Source organism: uncultured Serinicoccus sp. (assembly GCF_947500995.1).
In the GTDB taxonomy this organism is placed as follows: Bacteria; Actinomycetota; Actinomycetes; order Actinomycetales; family Dermatophilaceae; genus Ornithinicoccus.
Genome location: NZ_CANMUA010000004.1, coordinates 292667 through 311826, shown reverse-complemented (window position 1 = coordinate 311826; position 19160 = coordinate 292667). Strand labels below are relative to the sequence as shown.

Below are 19160 nucleotides of genomic sequence, written 5' to 3'. Positions count from 1 at the left end.
CGCGACAGCCCCGGTGGGGGACCGGGGCTGTCGGGATGGCTGCGGCGCTGGTCAGCGCAGAGCCGGGGGAGCGGTCCGCGCCCACCAGTCGCCGAGACCCAGGGTGCTCCACGCGGCCGGGATGGCGGCGACGGTGAGCAGCACCAGGGCGCCGGTGAGGTGGTCGTCGAGGAACGGGTTGTTGACGGTCGGGATGGCCGCGCCGTACATGAAGAGGTACATCAGCGCTCCTGCCAGGGCTCCCACGCGGGCTCCGGCGCCGGTGATGAGCGTGACGCCGATGCCCAGCAGACCGAGCATGAAGAGCCAGTCGATGACGACCATGCCGGCCATGCTGTTGTAGAAGCCGGCCAGCGGACCCTCGACACCGCTGAGGTAGCCGGTGGTGGGGCTGCCGCCGTTGACCCAGGCGCGCTCGCCGGGGGTCGCGTACCCCAGGCCGAAGGTCTTGTCCAGGAACGCCCACAGGAAGTAGAAGCCGAAGGCGATGCGGGTGATGGCCAGCATCCAGGCACCGGCCACGGGCAGGACCGCGTGGTCCTGTGCCGTGAGGCGGGTGGCCGTGGTGCTGGCCGAAGCTGTGGCGGAGCTCATGATGCCTACTTTCGACGTGTCCGACTTGGTACTACAAAGTGTAGCAGTCACACTATGACGGCGTGTAGTGCCTTGGCTGCCCACGCCGACACCTCGGCGGTCAGGGGTGTGCCGGCCATCCCCGGGGCGTCCAGCCACGTCATCCCGTAGGTGTCGGACACCCGCGGCAGGCCGCCCGCGCCAGGCTCCCAGCCGGGCCGCGGGACGGCGAAGTAGATGAGGTCGATGTGCTGGTGCGGCGGGTCCTGCGAGATGTCCTCCACCTGGATGCCCTCCGGACGCACCAGCTGCCGGGGCGAGCCCGGCGCGTCGTGAGGTATGCCGGGGGAGCCGACGAGGTCCACGGTCAGGCCCGTCTCCTCGAGGGTCTCGCGCCGCGCCGCGTCGTCCGGCAGCTCGTGCGGCTCGATGTGCCCGCCCGGCGGCAGCCACAGACCGACCTTGGGGTGCGGGTGCAGCAGGACGTGCCCGGCGTGGACGACGAAGACGGCCACGGTGAAGTGCTTGGTGATGCCGTCCGGTGGCTCCCGGTCCTCGACTGCGCCCACGACCAGCACCCTAGGTGCTCCGGCCCGGGACCCCGGGGAGGGGCCGGCACGCCTCAGTGCGAGAAGGCGCGGACCAGCTCCGGCACGGCGCGCAGGTGGGCGCGCAACGTGGTGATGGCCGTCTCGGCGTCGTGCTCGTCGAGCGCGCGCACGATGTTGCGGTGCTCGGACTGGATCAGCGGGAAGCGCTCCGGTGCCGTCGAGATCGTCCGGGCACCGACGTGGACCTGCCGGGAGCGCAGGGCGTCGTACATGTGCGTCAGCACGGTGTTGCCGTGCTGACGCACGAGGGCGAGGTGGAAGGCCTGGTCGAGCTGCGCCGACCGGTTCCAGGCCCGCTCCCGGCCGGCCTGCTCCATCTGGTCCAGCAGCTCCAAGGCCTCCGGCGGGGCGCCCGCCCGCCGGTCGCAGATGCCCTGCACCGCATGGGTCTCGATGAGCAGGCGGGCCTCGTAGACCTCCCGCATCTCGTCCGCGGTGATGGTCCGCACCTGCGCGCCCCGGCGGGGGGCGATGTCGATGAAGCGCTCGGCGTGCAGCCGGCGCAGCGCCTCCCGGACGGGGGTGCGGGACGTGCCCACGGCCGCAGAGAGGGCCACCTCGTCGAGGAAGTCCCCCTCGGCGAAGGACCCCTCGAGGATGGCCGACCGGATCCAGGCATACGCGCGGTCGCTGGCCGAGGCAGCACCACCTGCTGCGGGAGGGACGGTCTCCGTCGGCTCGGCCATGACCTCAGCCTAGCCCTTGCCAGGACTGCACACCTCTTGTATACAAGACGTACACAAGCCCGTGCACCGCCGCACCATCGGAGGAACAGTGACCCCGGACCACCCCACCCGCCACGCGGTCTGGCTGACCGAGCCGTCCAGCGCCGCCATCGAGATGGCCTCCCTGGCCGGCTACGACACCGTGGTGCTGGACGTCGAGCACGGCCTGTTCGACCTCGCAGCACTCGACTGGGTCGTCCCCCTCATCCGCGCCAACGGCATGCAGGCGGTCGTCAAGGTCCTCGGCCCCGAGCGCGGCCCGATCCAGCAGGCCCTCGACTTCGGCGCGGACGCGGTCGCCGTGCCGCACATCGAGTCCGCCGAGCACGCCCGCGTGGTCTGCGGCTTCGCCAAGTTCCCGCCGCTCGGCGACCGGTCCTTCGCCGGCGGGCGCACCTCGTCCTACCGCGGCTTCAGCGACGCGTGGGTCGCCGAGCAGGACGCCCGCACCCGCTGCTACCCGATGATCGAGGACGCCTCGGCCTTTGCCGACATCGAGCGCATCCTGGCGCTGCCCGTCGTCGACGGGATCTTCGTCGGCCCCTCCGACCTCTCGCTGCGCCGCGAGCGGGGTGCCTACAGCGCCGGGGAGGAGGACCTCGCGGACATCCGCCTCCTCGCCCGTGCGGCCCGTGCGGCGGGCAAGGAGTGGGTCCTCCCCGCCTGGAGCCCGGCCGAGCAGCGGCTGGCCCTGGAGGAGGATGCCGACGTCATCGTCACGACCATGCAGTACGGCGCCCTGCTGGGCGGCTTCACCGCCGCCCTGAGCGCTCTCACCGACATCCGCGACGACCTGAGGAGGTCCGCATGAGCATCACCGTGGCCGCCCTGCAGCTGGCCCCCACCGAGGACACGGAGGCCAACCTCGACCTCATCGAGCAGATGGTCCGTGGCGCCGTCGACCAGGGAGCGCGCCTGGTCGTGCTCCCCGAGTACGCCGTCTTCACGGCCCCGGCGATGGACGACCGCTTCGTCGACTCCGCCCAGCCCCTGGACGGCCCCACGGTCACCCGCCTGGTCGCGCTGTCCGAACGCCTGGGTGTCGCCATGGTCGTCGGCGTCAACGAGAGCGCGGGGGAGGGACGCATCCACAACACCCTTCTGGCCCTCGACGGCGGGCAGGTGCGGGCCACCTACCGCAAGGTCCACCTCTACGACGCCTTCGGCTACACCGAGTCCGACCGGGTGGAGGCCGCGGAGCCGGACCTGCCCGAGACCTTCGAGGTCGACGGCCTGCGGATCGGGATGCAGACCTGCTACGACCTGCGCTTCCCGGAGACCACGCGCATGCTCATGGACGCCGGCGTCGACGTCGTGGCGCTCCCGGCCGAGTGGGTCCCGGGCCCGCTCAAGGAGGACCACTGGCGCACCCTGGTGCGCGCCCGGGCCATCGAGAACACCGTGCACGTCGTCGCCGCCGGCCAGTGCGCCCCGACCGGTGCCGGCAACACCATGGTGGTCGACCCCATGGGCGTCGTGCTCGCGAGCCTCGGCGAGGCGCCGGGCACCGCCCTCGCGCAGGTCGACCCGCAGCGCACCGCGCAGGTGCGCCTGACCAACCCGGCGCTGTCGCTGCGCCGCTACCACGTCCTCCCGGGAGCACCCCGGTGAGCGTCACCGGTCGACGGGTCCTGCTGGCCGCGGGCCTGGGGGCGACGTGCCTGGGCGCGGCCGCGTGCTCGGGTCCGGGGCAGGAGTCCTACGTGCTGGAGTACTCGACCTACTCGACGGCCACGTCCGACCAGTCCCGCACCGTGCAGGCCTGGGCGCAGGAGGTCGAGCAGCTCACCGACGGAGGCGTCACCGTGCGCTTCCACTACTCCCAGAGCCTCGTCGGCGCCGACGAGGCCATCCAGGCCTCGCTGGACGGACGCACCGACCTGGCCCAGGTGGGCTCGCTCTACGCCGCCTCCGACCTCGCGATGTACACCGTCATCGAGCTGCCCTTCGAGACGACCAACCCCGAGGTCCAGATGAGGGCGATCGAGCGGCTCTACGAGGAGAACGACACCTACCGCGAGGACTTCGACCGTCAGGGGATCCGGCTGCTCTACCCGCTGCCCCTGGGCAGCGCGCTGGTCGGTCTCAACGACCCGGTCGAGCGCCCGGACGACCTCGCGGGGCTGAGCATCCGCTCCGGCGGTCTCACCTCCGAGGCCCTGCTCACCGTCGGTGCCAACCCGGTCGCCATGACCGCGACGGACGTCTACGAGTCCATGGAGCGCGGGGTCATCGACGGCTACACCTCGCTCGCCCTGGCGAACCTGCCCACCTTCGGGCTCTCCGACTCCACCCCCTACCTGCTGGAGCCGGGCATCGGCGTCTACGCCTCCTCGATCGTCGTCATCAACGAGGACCTCTTCGACTCCATGCCCCCGGACTACCAGGACGCTCTGCTGGAGGCCTCCGGATCGGCCATCGAGACCGGCCTGGAGGAGATGGACGCCCTCGGGCGCGAGGCCTGCCAGGAGGTCACCGCCGCCGGCACCGAGTTCTCCAGCTTCACCCGACGAGCAGGTGCAGGACTGGAAGCAGCGCAGCGGTCTCGCCGAGGCCTGGGTGGCCCGCAACGGCGAGCGCGGCTACGACGCCCAGGGCGTGCTCGACGACTACCGCCGCATCATCACCGAGGAGAGCCCCGTGTCGACCTACGCCGACCCGCTGGTGGCCTGCATGGAGCAGGCGTCGTGAGCGTCCCCGGGGTGCCCCGCCCCCTGCGGGTGCTCGCCGGCGGTATGCACGTCGTCGCCGGAGTGCTGCTGCTCGTCATCGCCGTGCTCACCGTCGCCGACGTCCTCAGCCGCACGCTGCGGGACACCTCGATCCTCGGCACCGCCGAGATCTCGGCGCAGCTGCTCGTGGCCGTCGCCTTCCTCGGGCTCGCCTCGGCCGAGCTGCACGGCCGCCACGTCACGGTCGGACTGCTGACCGACCGCCTCGGGCCGAAGGGGTCGGCCGTCGCCGCCGGCATCCGCACCGTCGTGCTGGTGCTCGTCGGGGCCGTCCTCCTGTGGGGCCTGGTGCAGGTCCTGATCAGCAGCGTCGACCGTGGCGAGACCACGAACGGCATCCTGCGGCTCGCGACCTGGCCCGCCAAGACGACCCTGCTGCTGTCCTTCGCCCTGTTCTTCGTCGTGGCGATCGGCCGGTCGGTCGCCGAGTGGAAGGTGACCCGATGAGCACCACCGCCCTCCTGGCCCTGCTCGTCGTCCTGCTGGTCTTCGGCGCGCTGCTGGCGCTGCGCCTGCATCGGGCTGGCGCTCGTGGCCGCGGGCTTCACCGGCGTGGTCCTGCTCCGCAGCACCGACGCCGCCGTGAGCACCGTCTCCAACCAGCCGTACTCGTCGGCCGCCGACTACTCCCTGACGATCGTGCCCCTGTTCATCCTCATGGGGGTGCTCGCGGTCCGGGCCGGACTGGCGCAGGCCGGCTTCGACCTCGCCTCCCGGGTGCTGCGCCGCCTTCCCGGAGGCCCGGCGCTCGCCTCGCTCGCCGGCTCCGGCATGTTCGCCGCGGTCACCGGCTCCTCGGTCGCGACCGTGGCGACGATGGCCCGGGTCTCCACCCAGGCGATCGTGCGCGCCGGCCTCAGCATCCGCCTCGCTGCGGGCGTGGTGTGCGCCGGCGGCACGCTCGGGGTGCTCATCCCACCCTCGATCGTGCTGGTGCTCTACGGCGTCGTCACCGAGGAGAGCATCGGGCACCTGCTGCTCGCCGGCATCGGGCCCGGCCTGCTCACGATCCTGGCCTACGCGGTGACCGTGGTGCTCCTCGTCGTGTGGAGCCGGCGGTCAGGGCGTCCGGCGGAGACCGACGAGACCGCCCTGCTCGGCGACGACGACCAGGACGGCGCGTCGGCCGACGGGCTGCGCGTCCGACCCGGGCAGCTCGACCCGGTCGGCTTCGCCTACCTCGTCGTCATCTTCGCCGTCTCCATCGGCACCATCTACCTGGGCATCGCCACGCCCACGGAGGCCGCGTCGTTCGGCGCGCTCACGGCGCTCGTCGTGCTGCGGCTGCGCGTGCGACCCCCGCGCTGGCTGCGGGCCCTCCGCGACGCGCTGGGCGAGGCCGTCGGCCTCACGGCGATGACGTTCCTGCTCATCACCGGGGCCGGCGTGTTCACCTACTTCCTCGCCCTCTCGGGAGCCAGCTCGGCCCTCGTCGGTGCGGTCGTCGGCGCGGAGCTGTCCCCCTACCTGGTGCTCGTCCTGTGCCTGCTCCTGCTGCTGCCGCTCGGGATGTTCCTCGACGGCATCTCGATGATCCTCATCGCGGCGCCGTTGCTGCACCCCATCCTCACGGAGTACGGCTTCGACGGGATCTGGATCGGCGTCCTCGTCGTCAAGGTCGCCGAGATGGCGCTCATCACCCCGCCGGTCGGCATGAACGCCTTCGTCTACAGCGGGGCGGTGCCCCAGGCCGGGCTCGGCCGGGTGTTCCGCGGGATCGTGCCGTTCATCGTCGCGGACCTCGTCGTCGTCGCGGTGCTCATCGCGGTCCCCGAGATCGTCACCTGGCTGCCCTACCTGTCCAGCGCCCAGGGCTGAGCCCGTCGGCGCGCCGTGCGCGACCCGATATCCGGTGCCTGCACCCCCGGCCCGGCGGGTAGGGTTGGGCGACCGACGGGCGCGCGCGGCGCACGTCATACCCCCCACCTCCGAGGAGCACCAGCGTGTCCACCCAGATCACCGTCAGTGTCGCAGGCAGCGAGCGAGCGGTCGACCAGGGCACGACCGCGGGCGACCTCTTCGCTGACGACCGGCAGGTGGTGGTCGCGCGCATCGGCGGCGAGCTGCGCGACCTGCGCCACGAGCTGGCCGACGGCGACGTCGTCGAGCCGGTGCTCGTCACCGAGCCGGACGGGCTGGACGTGCTGCGCCACTCCTGCGCGCACGTGCTCGCGCAGGCCGTCCAGCAGACCTGGCCCGAGGCCCGTCTCGGCATCGGGCCGCCGGTGCGCGACGGCTTCTACTACGACTTCGACGTCGCCGAGCCGTTCACCCCCGACGACCTCAAGCGCCTCGAGAAGACGATGCAGCGCATCATCAACACCGGGCAGACCTTCGCCCGCCGCGAGGTCGACGACGAGGCCGCCCGCGAGGAGCTGGCGGCCGAGCCCTACAAGCTCGAGCTCATCGGGCTCAAGGGCGGCGCCTCCGAGGACGCCGCGGAGGGCGCGAGTGTCGAGGTCGGCGGCTCCCAGCTCACCATCTACGACAACCTCGACCGCACCGGCGAGAAGGTCTGGGGCGACCTGTGCCGCGGCCCGCACCTGCCGAGCACGAAGATCATCGGCAACGCCTTCAAGCTCATGCGCAGCGCCGCGGCCTACTGGCGGGGCAGCGAGAAGAACCCGCAGCTGCAGCGGATCTACGGCACCGCCTGGCCGTCCAAGGACGAGCTCAAGGCCTACCTCGACCGTCTCGCCGAGGCCGAGAAGCGCGACCACCGCCGCCTGGGCGCCGAGATGGACCTCTACTCCTTCCCCGAGGAGCTGGGCGCAGGGCTTCCGGTGTTCCACCCCAAGGGCGGCGTGCTCAAGCGGGTCATGGAGGACTACCTGCGCCAGCGGCACATCGAGGAGGGCTTCGAGTACGTCGGGACCCCGCACGTGGCCAAGGAGGGGCTGTTCCACACCTCCGGCCACCTACCGTACTACGAGGACACCATGTTCCCGCCGATGGAGGAGGACGGGCAGCGCTACTTCCTCAAGGCGATGAACTGCCCCATGCACAACCTCATCTACCGGAGCCAGCAGCGGTCCTACCGCGACCTGCCGCTGCGGCTGTTCGAGTTCGGGCACGTCTACCGCTACGAGAAGTCCGGCGTCGTCCACGGCCTGACCCGGGTGCGCGGCCTGGAGATGGACGACTCGCACTCCTACGTCACCCGTGAGCAGGCGCCGGGCGAGATCCGGCACCTGCTGACCTTCGTCCTGGGGGTCCTGCGCGACTTCGGCCTGGACGACTTCTACCTCGAGCTGTCCACCCGTGACGAGGTGGGGGAGAAGAGGGACAAGTTCATCGGGACCGACGAGCAGTGGGCCGAGGCGACGGCCGTGCTGGAGGAGGTCGCCCGCGACTCCGGCCTCGAGCTCGTGCCCGACCCCGGTGGTGCCGCCTTCTACGGTCCGAAGATCTCGGTACAAGCCCGGGACGCCATCGGCCGGACCTGGCAGATGTCGACCGTGCAGTACGACTTCAACCAGCCGGAGCGCTTCGGGCTGGAGTACTCCGCCCCGGACGGGACCCGGCAGCAGCCGGTGATGATCCACTCGGCCAAGCTCGGCTCGGTCGAGCGCTTCATGGGGGTGCTCATCGAGCACTACGCCGGACAGCTGCCCCCGTGGCTGGCGCCGGTCCAGGTCGTCGGCGTGCCGGTGGCCGAGGAGTTCGAGGGCTACCTCGACGAGGTGGCCGGGCGGCTGCGCGAGCACGGCATCCGGGTCGAGGTGGACCGCGGCGACGACCGCTTCCCCAAGAAGATCCGCAACGCCAGCCGGTCCAAGGCACCGTTCATCCTCATCGCCGGCGGCGAGGACCGCGACGCCGGCGCGGTGAGCTTCCGCTTCCGCGACGGCTCGCAGGAGAACGCCGTCCCGGTGGACCAGGCGGTGGAGCGGATCGCCGCCGCCGTCCGGGACCGCGTCCAGGTCTGACCCCCCGGCGCCCCTTCTCCTGACCCCACCCCGCCTGACCTGGGGCGGACGCCGACCTGCGCCGTCAGGGATGGCTAGGATCACGCATACCCGAGGGATCAGGAGAGCGGTATGCCGACGCTGGGCGAGCTGGCCGACGCCGTCCGGGTGCGCGTCGTCAACGACGACGAGGCACTGCTCCTGGGCGCGCTGCACAAGCAGGTCCTGCTGCGCGCCGGGACCGACCCCGACCCCGACCGGCCGCAGCACGTGCGCGCCTTCGCCACCGCCTGGCACCCGCGTGCGGCGGACCTGCCGGCCTGGGTCGCCGAGCACGACGGCCAGCACGTGGGGATGGCGCTCGTGCGCCGCACCATGCTGCCGCACCTGCCCAGCGCCGCCCCGCGGCTGCTGGTGCTCTCCGCCCTGGGTCCGGCCACCGGCGCGAGCGAGGAGGCGGTGTGCCTCGCGCTCGTCCGCCAGGTCGTCGGCTGGGCCCGGCAGCGGGACGCGGACCGGGTCGAGGTCGCCGACGACGTCACGCTGCCCGCCCCGGTCCTGGACGCGGCGCGGGCGAGCGTGCGGCAGCTGCGCTCGGTCTCGCTGCCGACGCAGCCCTAGGAGAGCTGCTCGAGGACGAAGACCGGGATGAGCCGGTCCGCCTTCTCCTGGTAGTCGGCGTAGCTCGGGAACGCCGCCACGGCCCGCTCCCACCACGCGTCCCGCTCGGGGCCGTCCGCCAGCTCGCGCGCCCGCAGCGCCCGCTGGCTCGTGCCGTCCTGGACCAGGACGTCCGGGTTCTTGGCGAGGTTGTGGTACCACGCCGGGTGCTCCGGCGCCCCGCCCTTGCTGGCCACCGCGAGGTAGGCCCCGTCGTGCTCCACGCGCATCAGCGGCACGCGGCGCAGCAGGCCGCTGCGGGCGCCGCGCATGGTGATGACCATGACCGGCCGGCCCTGGATGGTGGCGGCCGCGGTGTCGCCCGCCGCGTCGATGTCGCGCAGCTGGCTGGCCACCCACTCGCTCTTCTCCGGCAGGTATGCCGTGGGGTCACCGATCGCGGCGTCGCGCAGGTCGTGCTGGGGCTGGGTGTCGTCCATGCTGGGGCAACTCGCAGTGGTCACCGGCTTGTTCCCACCCGGTCAGCGACGAGGTCGGCCAGGGCCTGCGGAGCCCCGGGCACCCCGCGGTAGCCGGGGAAGGCGTTGACGTCGACGAGCACCGGCCCGTCCGGCCCGAGCACCACGTCGAAGGGCCGGCCGGTCCCCACGTGCCCGTTCGTCAGCGGGGACGGCTTGAGGAGGCCGGGAACGCGGTCCGCGACGACGGGAAGCTTGCGGTCCAGGCCGTCGTTCGGGACGAACGACTGGGTGACGTAGGACCTCGGCCCAGGTCGGCAGGGGGCGCGAGGGTGGCACCGGGAGCCCGGCGCGGGCCAGTCGCTCCTCCAGCCGCTGGTGCCGCCGCAGCAGCCGGACGGCGGGCACCGGGTCGACGGCGGGCACGCCGGCGGCCACCAGGTCCTCGACGACCCCCAGGGCGGCCGGCCGCAGACCCCGGTGGACCACGAGGGACACCTGCTCGGGAGGTGGGGGTGCCTGCGCGTCGTGCGGCAGGCATACCTCCACCCGCACCCCGCGGTGCTCCAGCAGGGCGAACACCTCCGGGAACATGCTCGAGGACGACGGCGGCTTGCCCAGCACGAAGAGGACGAGCGGCCCGTGGTCGGTGCGGGCGTGGGCCATACGTCCTCCTCGGGCGACGGTCGGGTCCAGCCTCGCGGACGCACGTGAGGGCGCGATGAGAGCGGCCCTAGACTGCGTGCCATGACGGGCCAGCCGCAGCCGGAGGACGCGACCTCTTTCGCCGGGTCGCAGGACGGGTTCGAGCGGCTCTGGACGCCGCACCGGATGGCCTACGTCCGCGGCGAGCGCCCGAGCGCCGACGCGGGGGACGGGTGCCCGTTCTGCGCGGCGACCTCGGGTGCGGGCGGGGACGACCTCGTCGTGCACCGCGGGGAGCACTGCTACGTCATCCTCAACCTCTTCCCCTACAACCCCGGCCACCTGCTGATCTGCCCCTACCGGCACGTCCCGCTCTACCTCGACCTCACCGACGAGGAGACGGCCGAGTTCACCGCGCTGACCAAGGCGGCCCTGCGCGCGATCCAGGCGGCGAGCAACCCGGCGGGCTTCAACCTGGGGATGAACCAGGGAGAGGTCGCCGGGGCCGGCGTCGCGGCCCACCTGCACCAGCACGTCGTCCCGCGCTGGATGGGCGACGCCAACTTCCTGCCGATCGTCGGGCAGACCAAGGCGCTGCCGCAGCTCCTCGCCGACGTCCGGGAGCAGCTCGCCGCCGCCTGGCCGGCCTGAGCGCCCGCCGGCGGTCCGTAGACTAGGCGGGTGCGGCGCCCCACCGCACCGCACGCCGACGCCACTGCACCGCACTCCGCATCCACCCACCCGACCGAGCACGAGAGGCCCCCCAGGCATGTCCGAGCCCACCCAGCCCACCACCGGCACCACCCGCGTCAAGCGCGGCATGGCCGACATGCTCAAGGGCGGCGTCATCATGGACGTCGTTACCCCCGAGCAGGCCAAGATCGCCGAGGACGCGGGAGCCGTCGCCGTCATGGCGCTGGAGCGGGTGCCGGCCGACATCCGGGCGCAGGGCGGGGTCTCCCGGATGAGCGACCCCGACATGATCGACGGCATCATCGAGGCCGTCTCGATCCCGGTCATGGCCAAGGCCCGGATCGGCCACTTCGTCGAGGCGCAGGTGCTGCAGAGCCTCGGGGTCGACTACGTCGACGAGTCCGAGGTGCTCACCCCGGCGGACTACGCCCACCACATCGACAAGTGGGCCTTCACCGTGCCCTTCGTCTGCGGCGCGACCAACCTCGGAGAGGCCCTCCGCCGGATCACCGAGGGTGCGGCGATGATCCGCTCCAAGGGCGAGGCCGGCACCGGCGACGTCTCCAACGCCACGACCCACATGCGCTCGATCCGCGGCGAGATCAACCGGTTGTCCTCGCTGGCCGACGACGAGCTCTACGTCGCGGCCAAGGAGCTCCAGGCGCCCTACGAGCTCGTCAAGGAGGTCGCGCGGGCCGGGAAGCTGCCGGTGGTGCTCTTCACCGCGGGCGGCATCGCCACCCCGGCCGACGCCGCGATGATGATGCAGCTGGGGGCCGAGGGCGTCTTCGTCGGCTCGGGCATCTTCAAGGCGGGCAACCCCGCGCAGCGGGCCGCGGCCATCGTCAAGGCCACCACCTTCCACGACGACCCCGACACCCTCGCCGAGGTCTCCCGCGGCCTCGGTGAGGCCATGGTCGGCATCAACGTCGACGACATCCCGCAGCCGCACCGGCTCGCCGAGCGCGGCTGGTGAGCGAGGCCGGCCAGGAGCAGGCGGGCGGAGCGCCCGGCCAGCGGACCAGCGGCGAGCAGACCAGCACCCGGCGCCCCGTCGTCGGCGTCCTCGCGGTCCAGGGGGACGTGCGCGAGCACGTCGCCGCGCTGGACGCCTGCGGGGCCGACCCCCGGCTGGTCCGCCGCCCGCGCGAGCTGGCGGGCCTGGACGGCCTCGTCATCCCTGGCGGGGAGTCCACGACCATCGACCGGCTGTGCCGCATCTTCGGGCTGCACGAGCCCATCCGGCGCCTCGTCGCCAAGGGGCTGCCGGTCTACGGCTCGTGCGCCGGGATGATCCAGCTCGCCGACGAGATCCTCGACGGGCACCCCGAGCAGCAGACCTTCGGCGGCATCGACATGACCGTGCGGCGCAACGCCTTCGGGCGCCAGGTCGACAGCTTCGAGACCGACCTACAGATTGCCGGGCTGCCCGACCCCGACCGGCCGTTCCCCGCCGTGTTCATCCGCGCGCCGTGGGTGGAGCGGCTCGGCGAGACGGTCGAGGTCCTCGCCGCGGTGGAGGGCCACCCCGTCGCCGTCCGGCAGGGCCACCTGCTGGCCACGAGCTTCCACCCCGAGGTCACCGGCGACCACCGGGTGCACGCGCTCTTCGTGCAGCTCTGCTCAGGCTGAGTCCGGGAGGACCATGAGGACCAGGTCGTCCGCGTGGTCGGGCACCCAGCCCGGCCGCAGCGTGGCGACGTCCCGCCAGCCCCGGCGCAGGTAGAGCGCCCGCGCGGCCGCGTGGCCGGGGAAGACGTCGAGCACCGGCAGCAACCCGTGCAGCCGGGCCCAGCCCACGGCGGTCCCGAGCAGCCGGCCGCCCAGGCCGAGCCCCGCCCGACCCGGCCCGACGAAGAGCGTGGAGACCGACCCGAGGCGGGCGAGCGGCATACCCGTGGCGGCGGCGAAGGCCCGGCCGATCTCACCGTCCTCGACCCGGTCGACCGCGACGTGCCCGGCGAGCACCCCGTCGACCTCCACCACCCAGGCCGCCAGGTCGCGGGGACGGGCGACGAACTGCTCGCCCGGCACCGGCAGCGGGTTGCGCATGGGGTAGCCGGTCGTCGGCTGCTGGGCGAGGAGCAGCCGGGCGAGCTCGGGGACGTCCTCGTCCGCTCGCGGGCGGAGCAGGACGCCGTCGGGGGAGGAGGGCACCACCCGAGCCTAGGCGTGGTGCCGAGGGTATGCCGTGGCGCCGGCCGGCGACGTCAGCGCAGGTAGCGCCCCAGGGCGGTCATCGTGGTGTCGGTGATCCCCGAGTCGCCGCCGAGGACGGCCATCGAGCCCGGCCGCAGGTGGGTGAGCGCCAGGTCGGCGCCGCGCACCACCCGGTCGCCGCGGGTCAGCACGAGCGGGGCGTCGTGCCGCCCTGCCAGAGCGGCCGCGACGAGGGCGTCCGGGAAGTCGGTGCCGAGCGCGACGAAGGAGGGGTCGGTGCTCCGGGGGAAGGTCGCCGCGATCTTGGCAGCCGTGCGGTAGCGGTCCGTCCCGGCCCAGCGCTGGGCACCGGCCGAGGCGTACCGGCCAGCCTCGCGCATGACCGACGCCGAGACCGCGCCGTCGCCGCCCAGGACGACCACCTCGCGGGGGCGCAGCCGTTCCAGGGCGCGGCGGGTGCTGGGGTGCAGCTCGTCCGCCCGGGTCAGGAGCAGCGGGACCTGCTGGCCGTTCGCGACCGCGGCCCCGGCCAGCGCGTCGGGGAAGGCCTGCCCGCTGGCGAGCAGCACCCGGTCGACGCGGGAGGGGTAGTAGTCCGAGAGCGCGGCCGCGGTGGCGTAGCGGTCGGTGCCGGCCACGCGGTCCACCCGGCCGGTGCGGGCGTAGGAGCGCAGCTGGGTGAGGACCGTGCCGCTCACCGCCTCGGTGCCCCCGAGCACGACGAGCCGGTCCGGGCGCAGCCGGGTGAGGGCGCGCCGCGTGGCGCCGGGCAGGTCGTCCGCCCGGCTCAGCAGGATCGGGGCGTCGTAGACCCCGGCCCGGGCCGAGGCGGCCAGGGCGTCGGGGTAGTCCTGGCCGGACACGACGTAGACGACCTCGAGGCCCGGCGACCACTGCTCGGCCACGGTCGCGGCGGTGCCGTAGCGGTCGGTGCCCCCGAGCCGGACCGGCCCGGTCGGTGCCGGGGCGGGCGAGGCGAAGGTGAAGTAGTCCGAGGACAGGCCGTCGGACCACGTCGGCCAGTAGCGGGCGAGCATGAGGCCGGTGCCCGTGGCGTGCGCCCAGGTGTACTGCCCGCCGGACGTGAAGCCCTCGACCCGGGCGGTGAGGACCCGGCCGCCCCACGCGCCCACCCCGTCGCGGGTGAGCACCTGGATGCGCTCCACCCGGTGGATGCCGTAGCGCTGCTGCAGCGCGGTGCGGGGCAGCGAAGCGCTCCAGCGGTGCCGCGGGTTGGCCGCCACCGCGTCGTAGGGGTCGCGCTGGGCGGTGAGGTAGTCGTGGCCGTTGCCCGAGGCGATCGTCTGACCGCCCGTGGAGGCGGAGTACATCGTCGTCGCCAGCCGCCGCCCGTTGGGGAAGGCGAAGGTGAGCACCTGCCCGGCCGTGGCGTCCACGGCGCTGGTGTTGGCGGAGTACTCGTAGGAGCTGATGCTGCCGTCGCCGCGGCGCACCCCCCGGCCCCGGTATGCCTGGCACGCGGTGGTGTCGCAGATGTCGTAGTAGCTGGTGCTGGCGCTGCGCTCGGCGTAGGTCCGGGCGGCGACCGACTGGGCCTGCAGCGCCTCGGGGTGGAAGGACGGGCCCATCTCGGCGGCGACCACCGAGCGCAGGTAGTGCTCCAGGGGCAGGTGGTTGACGGTGGCCAGGGCGGTGCTGCCCCGGTGGGTGGCCGTGACGGCGCCGCGGTAGATGCGCCGGGAGCCGTCCGGCAGGACGAGGTCGACCGTCTTCTCGGAGGGGGAGCTGAAGGTCACCGGGCAGCGGCGGGACATGCCCGAGGGCCACCAGGCCGACCAGGAGGAACCGTCATACCCCTGCAGGACGCAGGACGTCGCCGAGCCGCCGGTGGCGCGGACCCGCCACTGGCTGCGCCCGGAGGGCAGGGCGTAGGTCGTGCCGCCCGCCGCCGCGCCGACCCGCAGCCCGCTGCGGTGCGCCACCTGGGTCACCCCGTCGTGGTCGATGGTGATGCCCACGGAGATGTCCGAGGGCGCCCAGGTCTCCAGGCGGGTGCCGGGGTAGTAGAAGGAGAGGATCCGCTCGTGCGACAGGCCCTGCAGGCCGGCGCCGTGCGCCCCCCACTGGGACATGCCGATCCGGTGCCCGAAGCCGCCGCCGGTGATGTCGTAGCTGCCGTCGGCCGGCACCGGGTAGACCTCCGAGCCGGGCACGGGGGCCGGAAGCACCGAGCTGTCCGTGACCACCGTGGTCTCCCCGAGCTCCTCGGGGGTCTGCACGGGCTCGGCCGACTCGGCCTGCTGGGCGTAGGGGAGGGCGTCCCGCGCCGCGTCCTGCTCCTCCGGGGCGGCCGTGGCCGGCGCACCGGTGAGGGAGAGGACGAGAGCGAGGGTGAGGCCGACGAGGGACGGTCGTCGCACGATGACTCCAGGAGGGATGGGAGGGGTGCCTGAGCAGGGACGTTGCTCCGGCGTTCATTACTATGCGGTACGCGATGTGCCTGGGGCAAGAGTGGCGGGTGATCCCGTCACCGGCCTCCCGCCGGCTGCCGGGCGCTCCCGCCGGGTCGGTCGGGTCCGTCGGCCCGGCCCCGCCCGGCAGGTAACCTGAGGAGCTGGTGCCGCGCCCACCGGGGCGGGCACGGCATACCCGACCCGCACGTCGACAGATCGAGGAGCAACGATGAGTGGCCACTCCAAGTGGGCGACGACCAAGCACAAGAAGGCCGCGATCGACGCCAAGCGGGCCAACCTCTTCGCCAAGCTCATCAAGAACATCGAGGTCGCGGCCCGGATGGGCGGGGGAGACCCGACCGGCAACCCGACCCTCTACGACGCCATCCAGAAGGCCAAGAAGAGCTCGGTGCCCAACGACAACATCGACCGCGCCGTCAAGCGCGGCTCGGGCGCGGAGGCTGGCGGCGCGAGCTACGAGGCCCTGGTCTACGAGGGGTATGCCCCGGGGGGCGTCGCGCTCTACATCGAGTGCCTCACCGACAACAAGAACCGCGCGGTGATGGAGGTGCGCACCGCCCTCACCCGCAACGGCGGGTCGATGGCCGACAGCGGCTCGGTGGCCTACCTCTTCGAGCGCAAGGGCCAGGTCGTCGTGCCCAAGGAGCAGGAGAGCGGGGAGGCCAGCGAGGACTCGCTGCTCGAGATCGTGCTCGAGTCGGGAGCCGAGGAGGTCGAGGACGTGGGCGAGTCCTTCGAGGTCATCTCCGAGGCCGGCGACGTCGTGGCCGTGCGGACGGCGCTGCAGGAGGCCGGCATGGACTACGACTCGGCCGAGGTGACCTTCGTCCCCAGCATGCAGGTGCCCCTGGACGCCGACGGCGCCAAGAAGGTCATCCGGGTCATCGACGCCCTGGAGGACTGCGACGACGTCCAGAACGTCTACTCCAACGCCGACATCCCCGACGAGGTCCTCGCCGAGCTCGACGCCGAGGACTGACCCCTCCCTCCGGTGGGTGTGTCGTGCGCGGGCTCGGTCGCCCCGGACTTGTAGCGTGGTGTCCGAACATCTGTCCACACCAGCGAACGGGAGCGGTATGCGCGTGCTCGGCGTCGACCCCGGCCTCACCCGCTGCGGTCTCGGGGTCGTCGAGGGGCTCCCGGGACGCTCGCTGCGGCTCGTGGAGGTGGGCGTGGTCCGGACCCCGCCGGGGGACGAGCCGGCCGAGCGCCTGCTCACCCTGCAGACCGAGATCGACGAGTGGCTGGCGCGCACGCGTCCCGACGCGGTGGCGGTGGAGCGGGTCTTCGCCAGCACCCGCAACAGCAGCATCATGGGCGTGGCGCAGGCGTCGGCCGTGCCGATGCTGGCCGCGGCCCGGCTCGGTCTGCCCCTGGTGCTGCACACGCCCTCGGAGGTCAAGGCCGCCGTCACCGGCAACGGTCGCGCGGACAAGGCCCAGGTCACCCACATGGTGACGCGCATCCTCACCCTCGAGCAGGCCCCCCGGCCCGCCGACGCCGCCGACGCGCTGGCGCTGGCGATCTGCCACCTGTGGCGGGGGGCGGCACATGCCCGGGCCGAGGGCGCCGCCGGGGACCGCAACCGCCTCCAGGACGCCGAGGAGCAGGCCTCCCGGGCGGCTCCCAACCGGCTCGCCCAGCTGCACGTCGAGCACCGCACCGCCGCCCGCTCGGCCAGCGCCCGCGCCTCGGCGCGCGCGGGCGGTCGTGCCACCACCGTCAGCAGGAGGAACCCCCGGTGATCGCCTCGGTCCGCGGACCCGTCCGCCACGTCGGCCTCGACCACCTCGTCGTCGAGGTCGGGGGGGTCGGCCTGCTCGTGCACACGACCCCGGAGACCGCCGCGGGCTGCCGGACCGGGCAGGAGCTGACCCTGGAGACCACCCTCGTGGTCCGGGAAGAGTCGCTCACGCTCTACGGCTTCGCCGGTGCCGACGCCAAGGCCCTCTTCGAGCAGGTGCAGACGGTGAGCGGCGTCGGTCCCCGGCTGGCGCTGGCCATGCTCTCCGTGCACTCGCCCGGGGACGTCCGGGCCGCGCTGGCCCAGGGGGACCTCGTGGCCCTCACCAAGGTGCCGGGCATCGGCCGCAAGTCGGCCGAGCGGCTGGTCCTGGAGCTCAAGGACAAGATCCTGGCGACGGGCGTCGAGCCCGGGCTGGCCGCCGGGGCGGGCGCGGCACCGGGCGGTGGGGCCGGCGAGGACGCGGTGCACGCCCAGGTGCGGGAGGCCCTGCAGGGGCTGGGGTGGACCGCCCGGCAGGCGGACGGTGCCCTCACCGCCGTGACGAAGGGTGACGACGCGCCCACCGACGTGGCCGCCCTGCTGCGCGCGACCCTGCGGGAGCTCGGCCGGTGACCGCCGCCGAGGAGGGCACGACCGACGGGTCCTACGAGGTCGACGTGCCGGAGGCATACCCCGACGGCGGTCGTGTCGTCGACCCCTCCGGCACCGACGAGGAACGCCGCATCGAGGCGGCCCTGCGCCCGCGACGACTCGCCGAGTTCCCCGGCCAGCGGCGGGTGCGCGACCAGCTCGGTCTCGTCCTCGAGGCGGCCCGGCGGCGGGGCAGCCCGCCCGACCACGTCCTGCTCTCCGGCCCGCCCGGGCTGGGCAAGACCACGCTGGCGATGATCATCGCCGGTGAGCTGGAGCAGCCCATCCGCATCACCAGCGGTCCCGCCATCCAGCACGCCGGCGACCTGGCCGCCGTGCTGTCCTCGCTGGTGGAGGGCGAGGTGCTCTTCCTCGACGAGATCCACCGCATGTCCCGGCCGGCCGAGGAGATGCTCTACCTCGCGATGGAGGACTTCCGGGTCGACGTCATCGTCGGGAAGGGCCCGGGCGCCACCGCCATCCCGCTGGAGCTGCCGCCGTTCACCGTCGTCGGGGCCACGACCCGCGCGGGGCTGCTGCCCGCACCGCTGCGCGACCGCTTCGGCTTCACCGGGCACCTCGACTACTACGCCACCGAGGACCTCGTGACGATCCTGCACCGCAACGCCGCGCTGCTGGAGATCGAGGCCGACGAGCCGGGCATCACCCAGATCGCCTCCCGGTCGCGGGGCACCCCCCGCATCGCCAACCGGCTGCTGCGCCGGGTGCGTGACTGGGCGCAGGTCCACGGGCAGCACGTCGTGGACGAGGCGGCCGCCCACGAGGCGCTGGCGCTCTTCGACGTCGACGAGCTGGGGCTGGACCGGCTCGACCGGGCGGTGCTGGAGGCGCTGTGCACCCGCTTCCGCGGCGGCCCGGTGGGGTTGTCGACGCTCGCGGTGGCCGTGGGGGAGGAGCCCGACACCGTGGAGACCGTCGCCGAGCCCTACCTCGTCCGCGAGGGCTTCATGGTCCGCACCCCCCGCGGCCGCGCCGCCAGCCCCGCCGCGTGGCAGCACCTCGGCCTCACCGCGCCGCCGGAGGCGGGAGGGCCGGTGCCGGGGCACGGCGCGCCGGGCCGCTTCGGCGGTGAGGACCCCGACGCCGGCACGCTCCCGTTCGGGGGGTGACCGTGGTTCTGCTGCCGGGGCGATGCTCTCCCGGTCGGGCGGACGGCGGCGCGAGGCACCGGGAGGCGGACACGGCATACCGGCCTCTTTGG

Annotated in this window: 21 protein-coding genes; 14 read left to right on the top strand and 7 right to left on the bottom strand. The window is 73.4% G+C overall.

Features of this window, described 5'->3' with window-relative positions; translation table 11 throughout:
* Nucleotides 1-51 precede the first annotated feature (51 nt).
* From Q0967_RS08560 to Q0967_RS08550, 3 genes are read right to left on the bottom strand one after another with little or no spacing between them, the layout of a single operon-like run.
* Nucleotides 52-594, bottom strand: a complete 543-nt coding sequence (locus Q0967_RS08560) for a hypothetical protein (protein ID WP_298749126.1) — start codon at nucleotides 592-594, stop codon at nucleotides 52-54.
* A 47-nt stretch (nucleotides 595-641) separates the two neighbouring features.
* Nucleotides 642-1142, bottom strand: a complete 501-nt coding sequence (locus Q0967_RS08555) for an NUDIX hydrolase (protein ID WP_298749127.1) — start codon at nucleotides 1140-1142, stop codon at nucleotides 642-644.
* Between the two features lie 53 nt (nucleotides 1143-1195).
* On the bottom strand, nucleotides 1196-1870 hold the full coding sequence (locus Q0967_RS08550) for a GntR family transcriptional regulator (RefSeq protein ID WP_298749128.1): 675 nt from the start codon (nucleotides 1868-1870) through the stop codon (nucleotides 1196-1198).
* Nucleotides 1871-1958: 88 nt separating this feature from the next.
* Between Q0967_RS08550 and Q0967_RS08545 the strand changes: the two genes are divergently transcribed.
* The 6 genes from Q0967_RS08545 to Q0967_RS08520 all read left to right on the top strand — a co-directional run bounded on the left by Q0967_RS08545 (nucleotide 1959) and on the right by Q0967_RS08520 (nucleotide 9170).
* On the top strand, nucleotides 1959-2720 hold the full coding sequence (locus Q0967_RS08545) for an HpcH/HpaI aldolase/citrate lyase family protein (protein ID WP_299449590.1): 762 nt from the start codon (nucleotides 1959-1961) through the stop codon (nucleotides 2718-2720).
* Nucleotides 2717-3520 carry a carbon-nitrogen hydrolase family protein gene (locus Q0967_RS08540; RefSeq protein ID WP_298749131.1) on the top strand — a complete coding sequence of 268 codons (804 nt, stop codon included), beginning with the start codon at nucleotides 2717-2719 and terminating at the stop codon, nucleotides 3518-3520. Before Q0967_RS08545 ends, Q0967_RS08540 begins: the two co-directional genes overlap by 4 nt.
* A complete protein-coding gene (gene dctP / locus Q0967_RS08535; protein ID WP_299449589.1) occupies nucleotides 3517-5088 on the top strand; it encodes a TRAP transporter substrate-binding protein DctP in 1572 nt (523 codons plus the stop codon). The genes Q0967_RS08540 and dctP overlap by 4 nt, the downstream gene beginning before the upstream one ends.
* 69 nt (nucleotides 5089-5157) lie before the next feature.
* A complete protein-coding gene (locus Q0967_RS08530; RefSeq protein WP_367181612.1) occupies nucleotides 5158-6459 on the top strand; it encodes a TRAP transporter large permease in 1302 nt (433 codons plus the stop codon).
* Nucleotides 6460-6584: 125 nt separating this feature from the next.
* Nucleotides 6585-8570, top strand: coding sequence for a threonine--tRNA ligase (thrS, locus tag Q0967_RS08525; RefSeq protein WP_298749134.1), 1986 nt, complete (start codon nucleotides 6585-6587; stop codon nucleotides 8568-8570).
* A 111-nt stretch (nucleotides 8571-8681) separates the two neighbouring features.
* Nucleotides 8682-9170 carry a hypothetical protein gene (locus Q0967_RS08520; protein WP_298749135.1) on the top strand — a complete coding sequence of 163 codons (489 nt, stop codon included), beginning with the start codon at nucleotides 8682-8684 and terminating at the stop codon, nucleotides 9168-9170.
* Here the strand turns inward: Q0967_RS08520 and Q0967_RS08515 are convergent.
* The gene (locus Q0967_RS08515; protein WP_298749137.1) at nucleotides 9167-9649 is read right to left on the bottom strand and encodes a nitroreductase family deazaflavin-dependent oxidoreductase; all 483 of its coding nucleotides are present in this window, start codon (nucleotides 9647-9649) and stop codon (nucleotides 9167-9169) included. The two genes, Q0967_RS08520 and Q0967_RS08515, sit on opposite strands and share 4 nt — an antisense overlap.
* Before the next feature lie 20 nt (nucleotides 9650-9669).
* A complete protein-coding gene (locus Q0967_RS08510; RefSeq protein WP_298749138.1) occupies nucleotides 9670-9819 on the bottom strand; it encodes a hypothetical protein in 150 nt (49 codons plus the stop codon).
* 187 nt (nucleotides 9820-10006) lie between these two features.
* On the opposite strand from Q0967_RS08510, the gene Q0967_RS08505 reads away from it, so the two are divergent.
* From Q0967_RS08505 to pdxT, 4 genes are all read left to right on the top strand, one after another.
* Nucleotides 10007-10342, top strand: coding sequence for a hypothetical protein (locus tag Q0967_RS08505; protein ID WP_299449588.1), 336 nt, complete (start codon nucleotides 10007-10009; stop codon nucleotides 10340-10342).
* 33 nt (nucleotides 10343-10375) lie between these two features.
* Nucleotides 10376-10924, top strand: coding sequence for an HIT domain-containing protein (locus tag Q0967_RS08500; protein WP_298749139.1), 549 nt, complete (start codon nucleotides 10376-10378; stop codon nucleotides 10922-10924).
* Nucleotides 10925-11042: 118 nt separating this feature from the next.
* Nucleotides 11043-11942 (top strand): pyridoxal 5'-phosphate synthase lyase subunit PdxS, encoded by a 900-nt coding sequence (gene pdxS / locus Q0967_RS08495; protein WP_298749140.1) that lies wholly within the window; start codon nucleotides 11043-11045, stop codon nucleotides 11940-11942.
* A 107-nt stretch (nucleotides 11943-12049) separates the two neighbouring features.
* Nucleotides 12050-12598 carry a pyridoxal 5'-phosphate synthase glutaminase subunit PdxT gene (gene pdxT, locus Q0967_RS08490; RefSeq protein WP_298749700.1) on the top strand — a complete coding sequence of 183 codons (549 nt, stop codon included), beginning with the start codon at nucleotides 12050-12052 and terminating at the stop codon, nucleotides 12596-12598.
* Here pdxT and Q0967_RS08485 read toward each other — a convergent pair.
* Both Q0967_RS08485 and Q0967_RS08480 read right to left on the bottom strand, forming a co-directional pair.
* A complete protein-coding gene (locus Q0967_RS08485; RefSeq protein WP_298749141.1) occupies nucleotides 12590-13123 on the bottom strand; it encodes a GNAT family N-acetyltransferase in 534 nt (177 codons plus the stop codon). The two genes, pdxT and Q0967_RS08485, sit on opposite strands and share 9 nt — an antisense overlap.
* 53 nt (nucleotides 13124-13176) lie before the next feature.
* Entirely contained in the window at nucleotides 13177-15507 is a 2331-nt protein-coding gene (locus tag Q0967_RS08480) for a cell wall-binding repeat-containing protein (protein WP_298749142.1), read from the bottom strand.
* Nucleotides 15508-15769: 262 nt separating this feature from the next.
* Between Q0967_RS08480 and Q0967_RS08475 the strand changes: the two genes are divergently transcribed.
* From Q0967_RS08475 to ruvB, 4 genes are all read left to right on the top strand, one after another.
* Nucleotides 15770-16540, top strand: coding sequence for a YebC/PmpR family DNA-binding transcriptional regulator (locus Q0967_RS08475; protein WP_298749143.1), 771 nt, complete (start codon nucleotides 15770-15772; stop codon nucleotides 16538-16540).
* 97 nt (nucleotides 16541-16637) lie between these two features.
* Nucleotides 16638-17306: a crossover junction endodeoxyribonuclease RuvC gene (gene ruvC / locus Q0967_RS08470; protein ID WP_298749145.1), complete on the top strand. Its 669-nt coding sequence runs from the start codon at nucleotides 16638-16640 to the stop codon at nucleotides 17304-17306.
* Nucleotides 17303-17920 (top strand): Holliday junction branch migration protein RuvA, encoded by a 618-nt coding sequence (gene ruvA / locus Q0967_RS08465; protein ID WP_298749146.1) that lies wholly within the window; start codon nucleotides 17303-17305, stop codon nucleotides 17918-17920. Before ruvC ends, ruvA begins: the two co-directional genes overlap by 4 nt.
* Nucleotides 17921-17964: 44 nt before the next feature.
* The gene (gene ruvB / locus Q0967_RS08460) at nucleotides 17965-19068 is read left to right on the top strand and encodes a Holliday junction branch migration DNA helicase RuvB (protein ID WP_298749702.1); all 1104 of its coding nucleotides are present in this window, start codon (nucleotides 17965-17967) and stop codon (nucleotides 19066-19068) included.
* Nucleotides 19069-19160 lie beyond the last annotated feature (92 nt).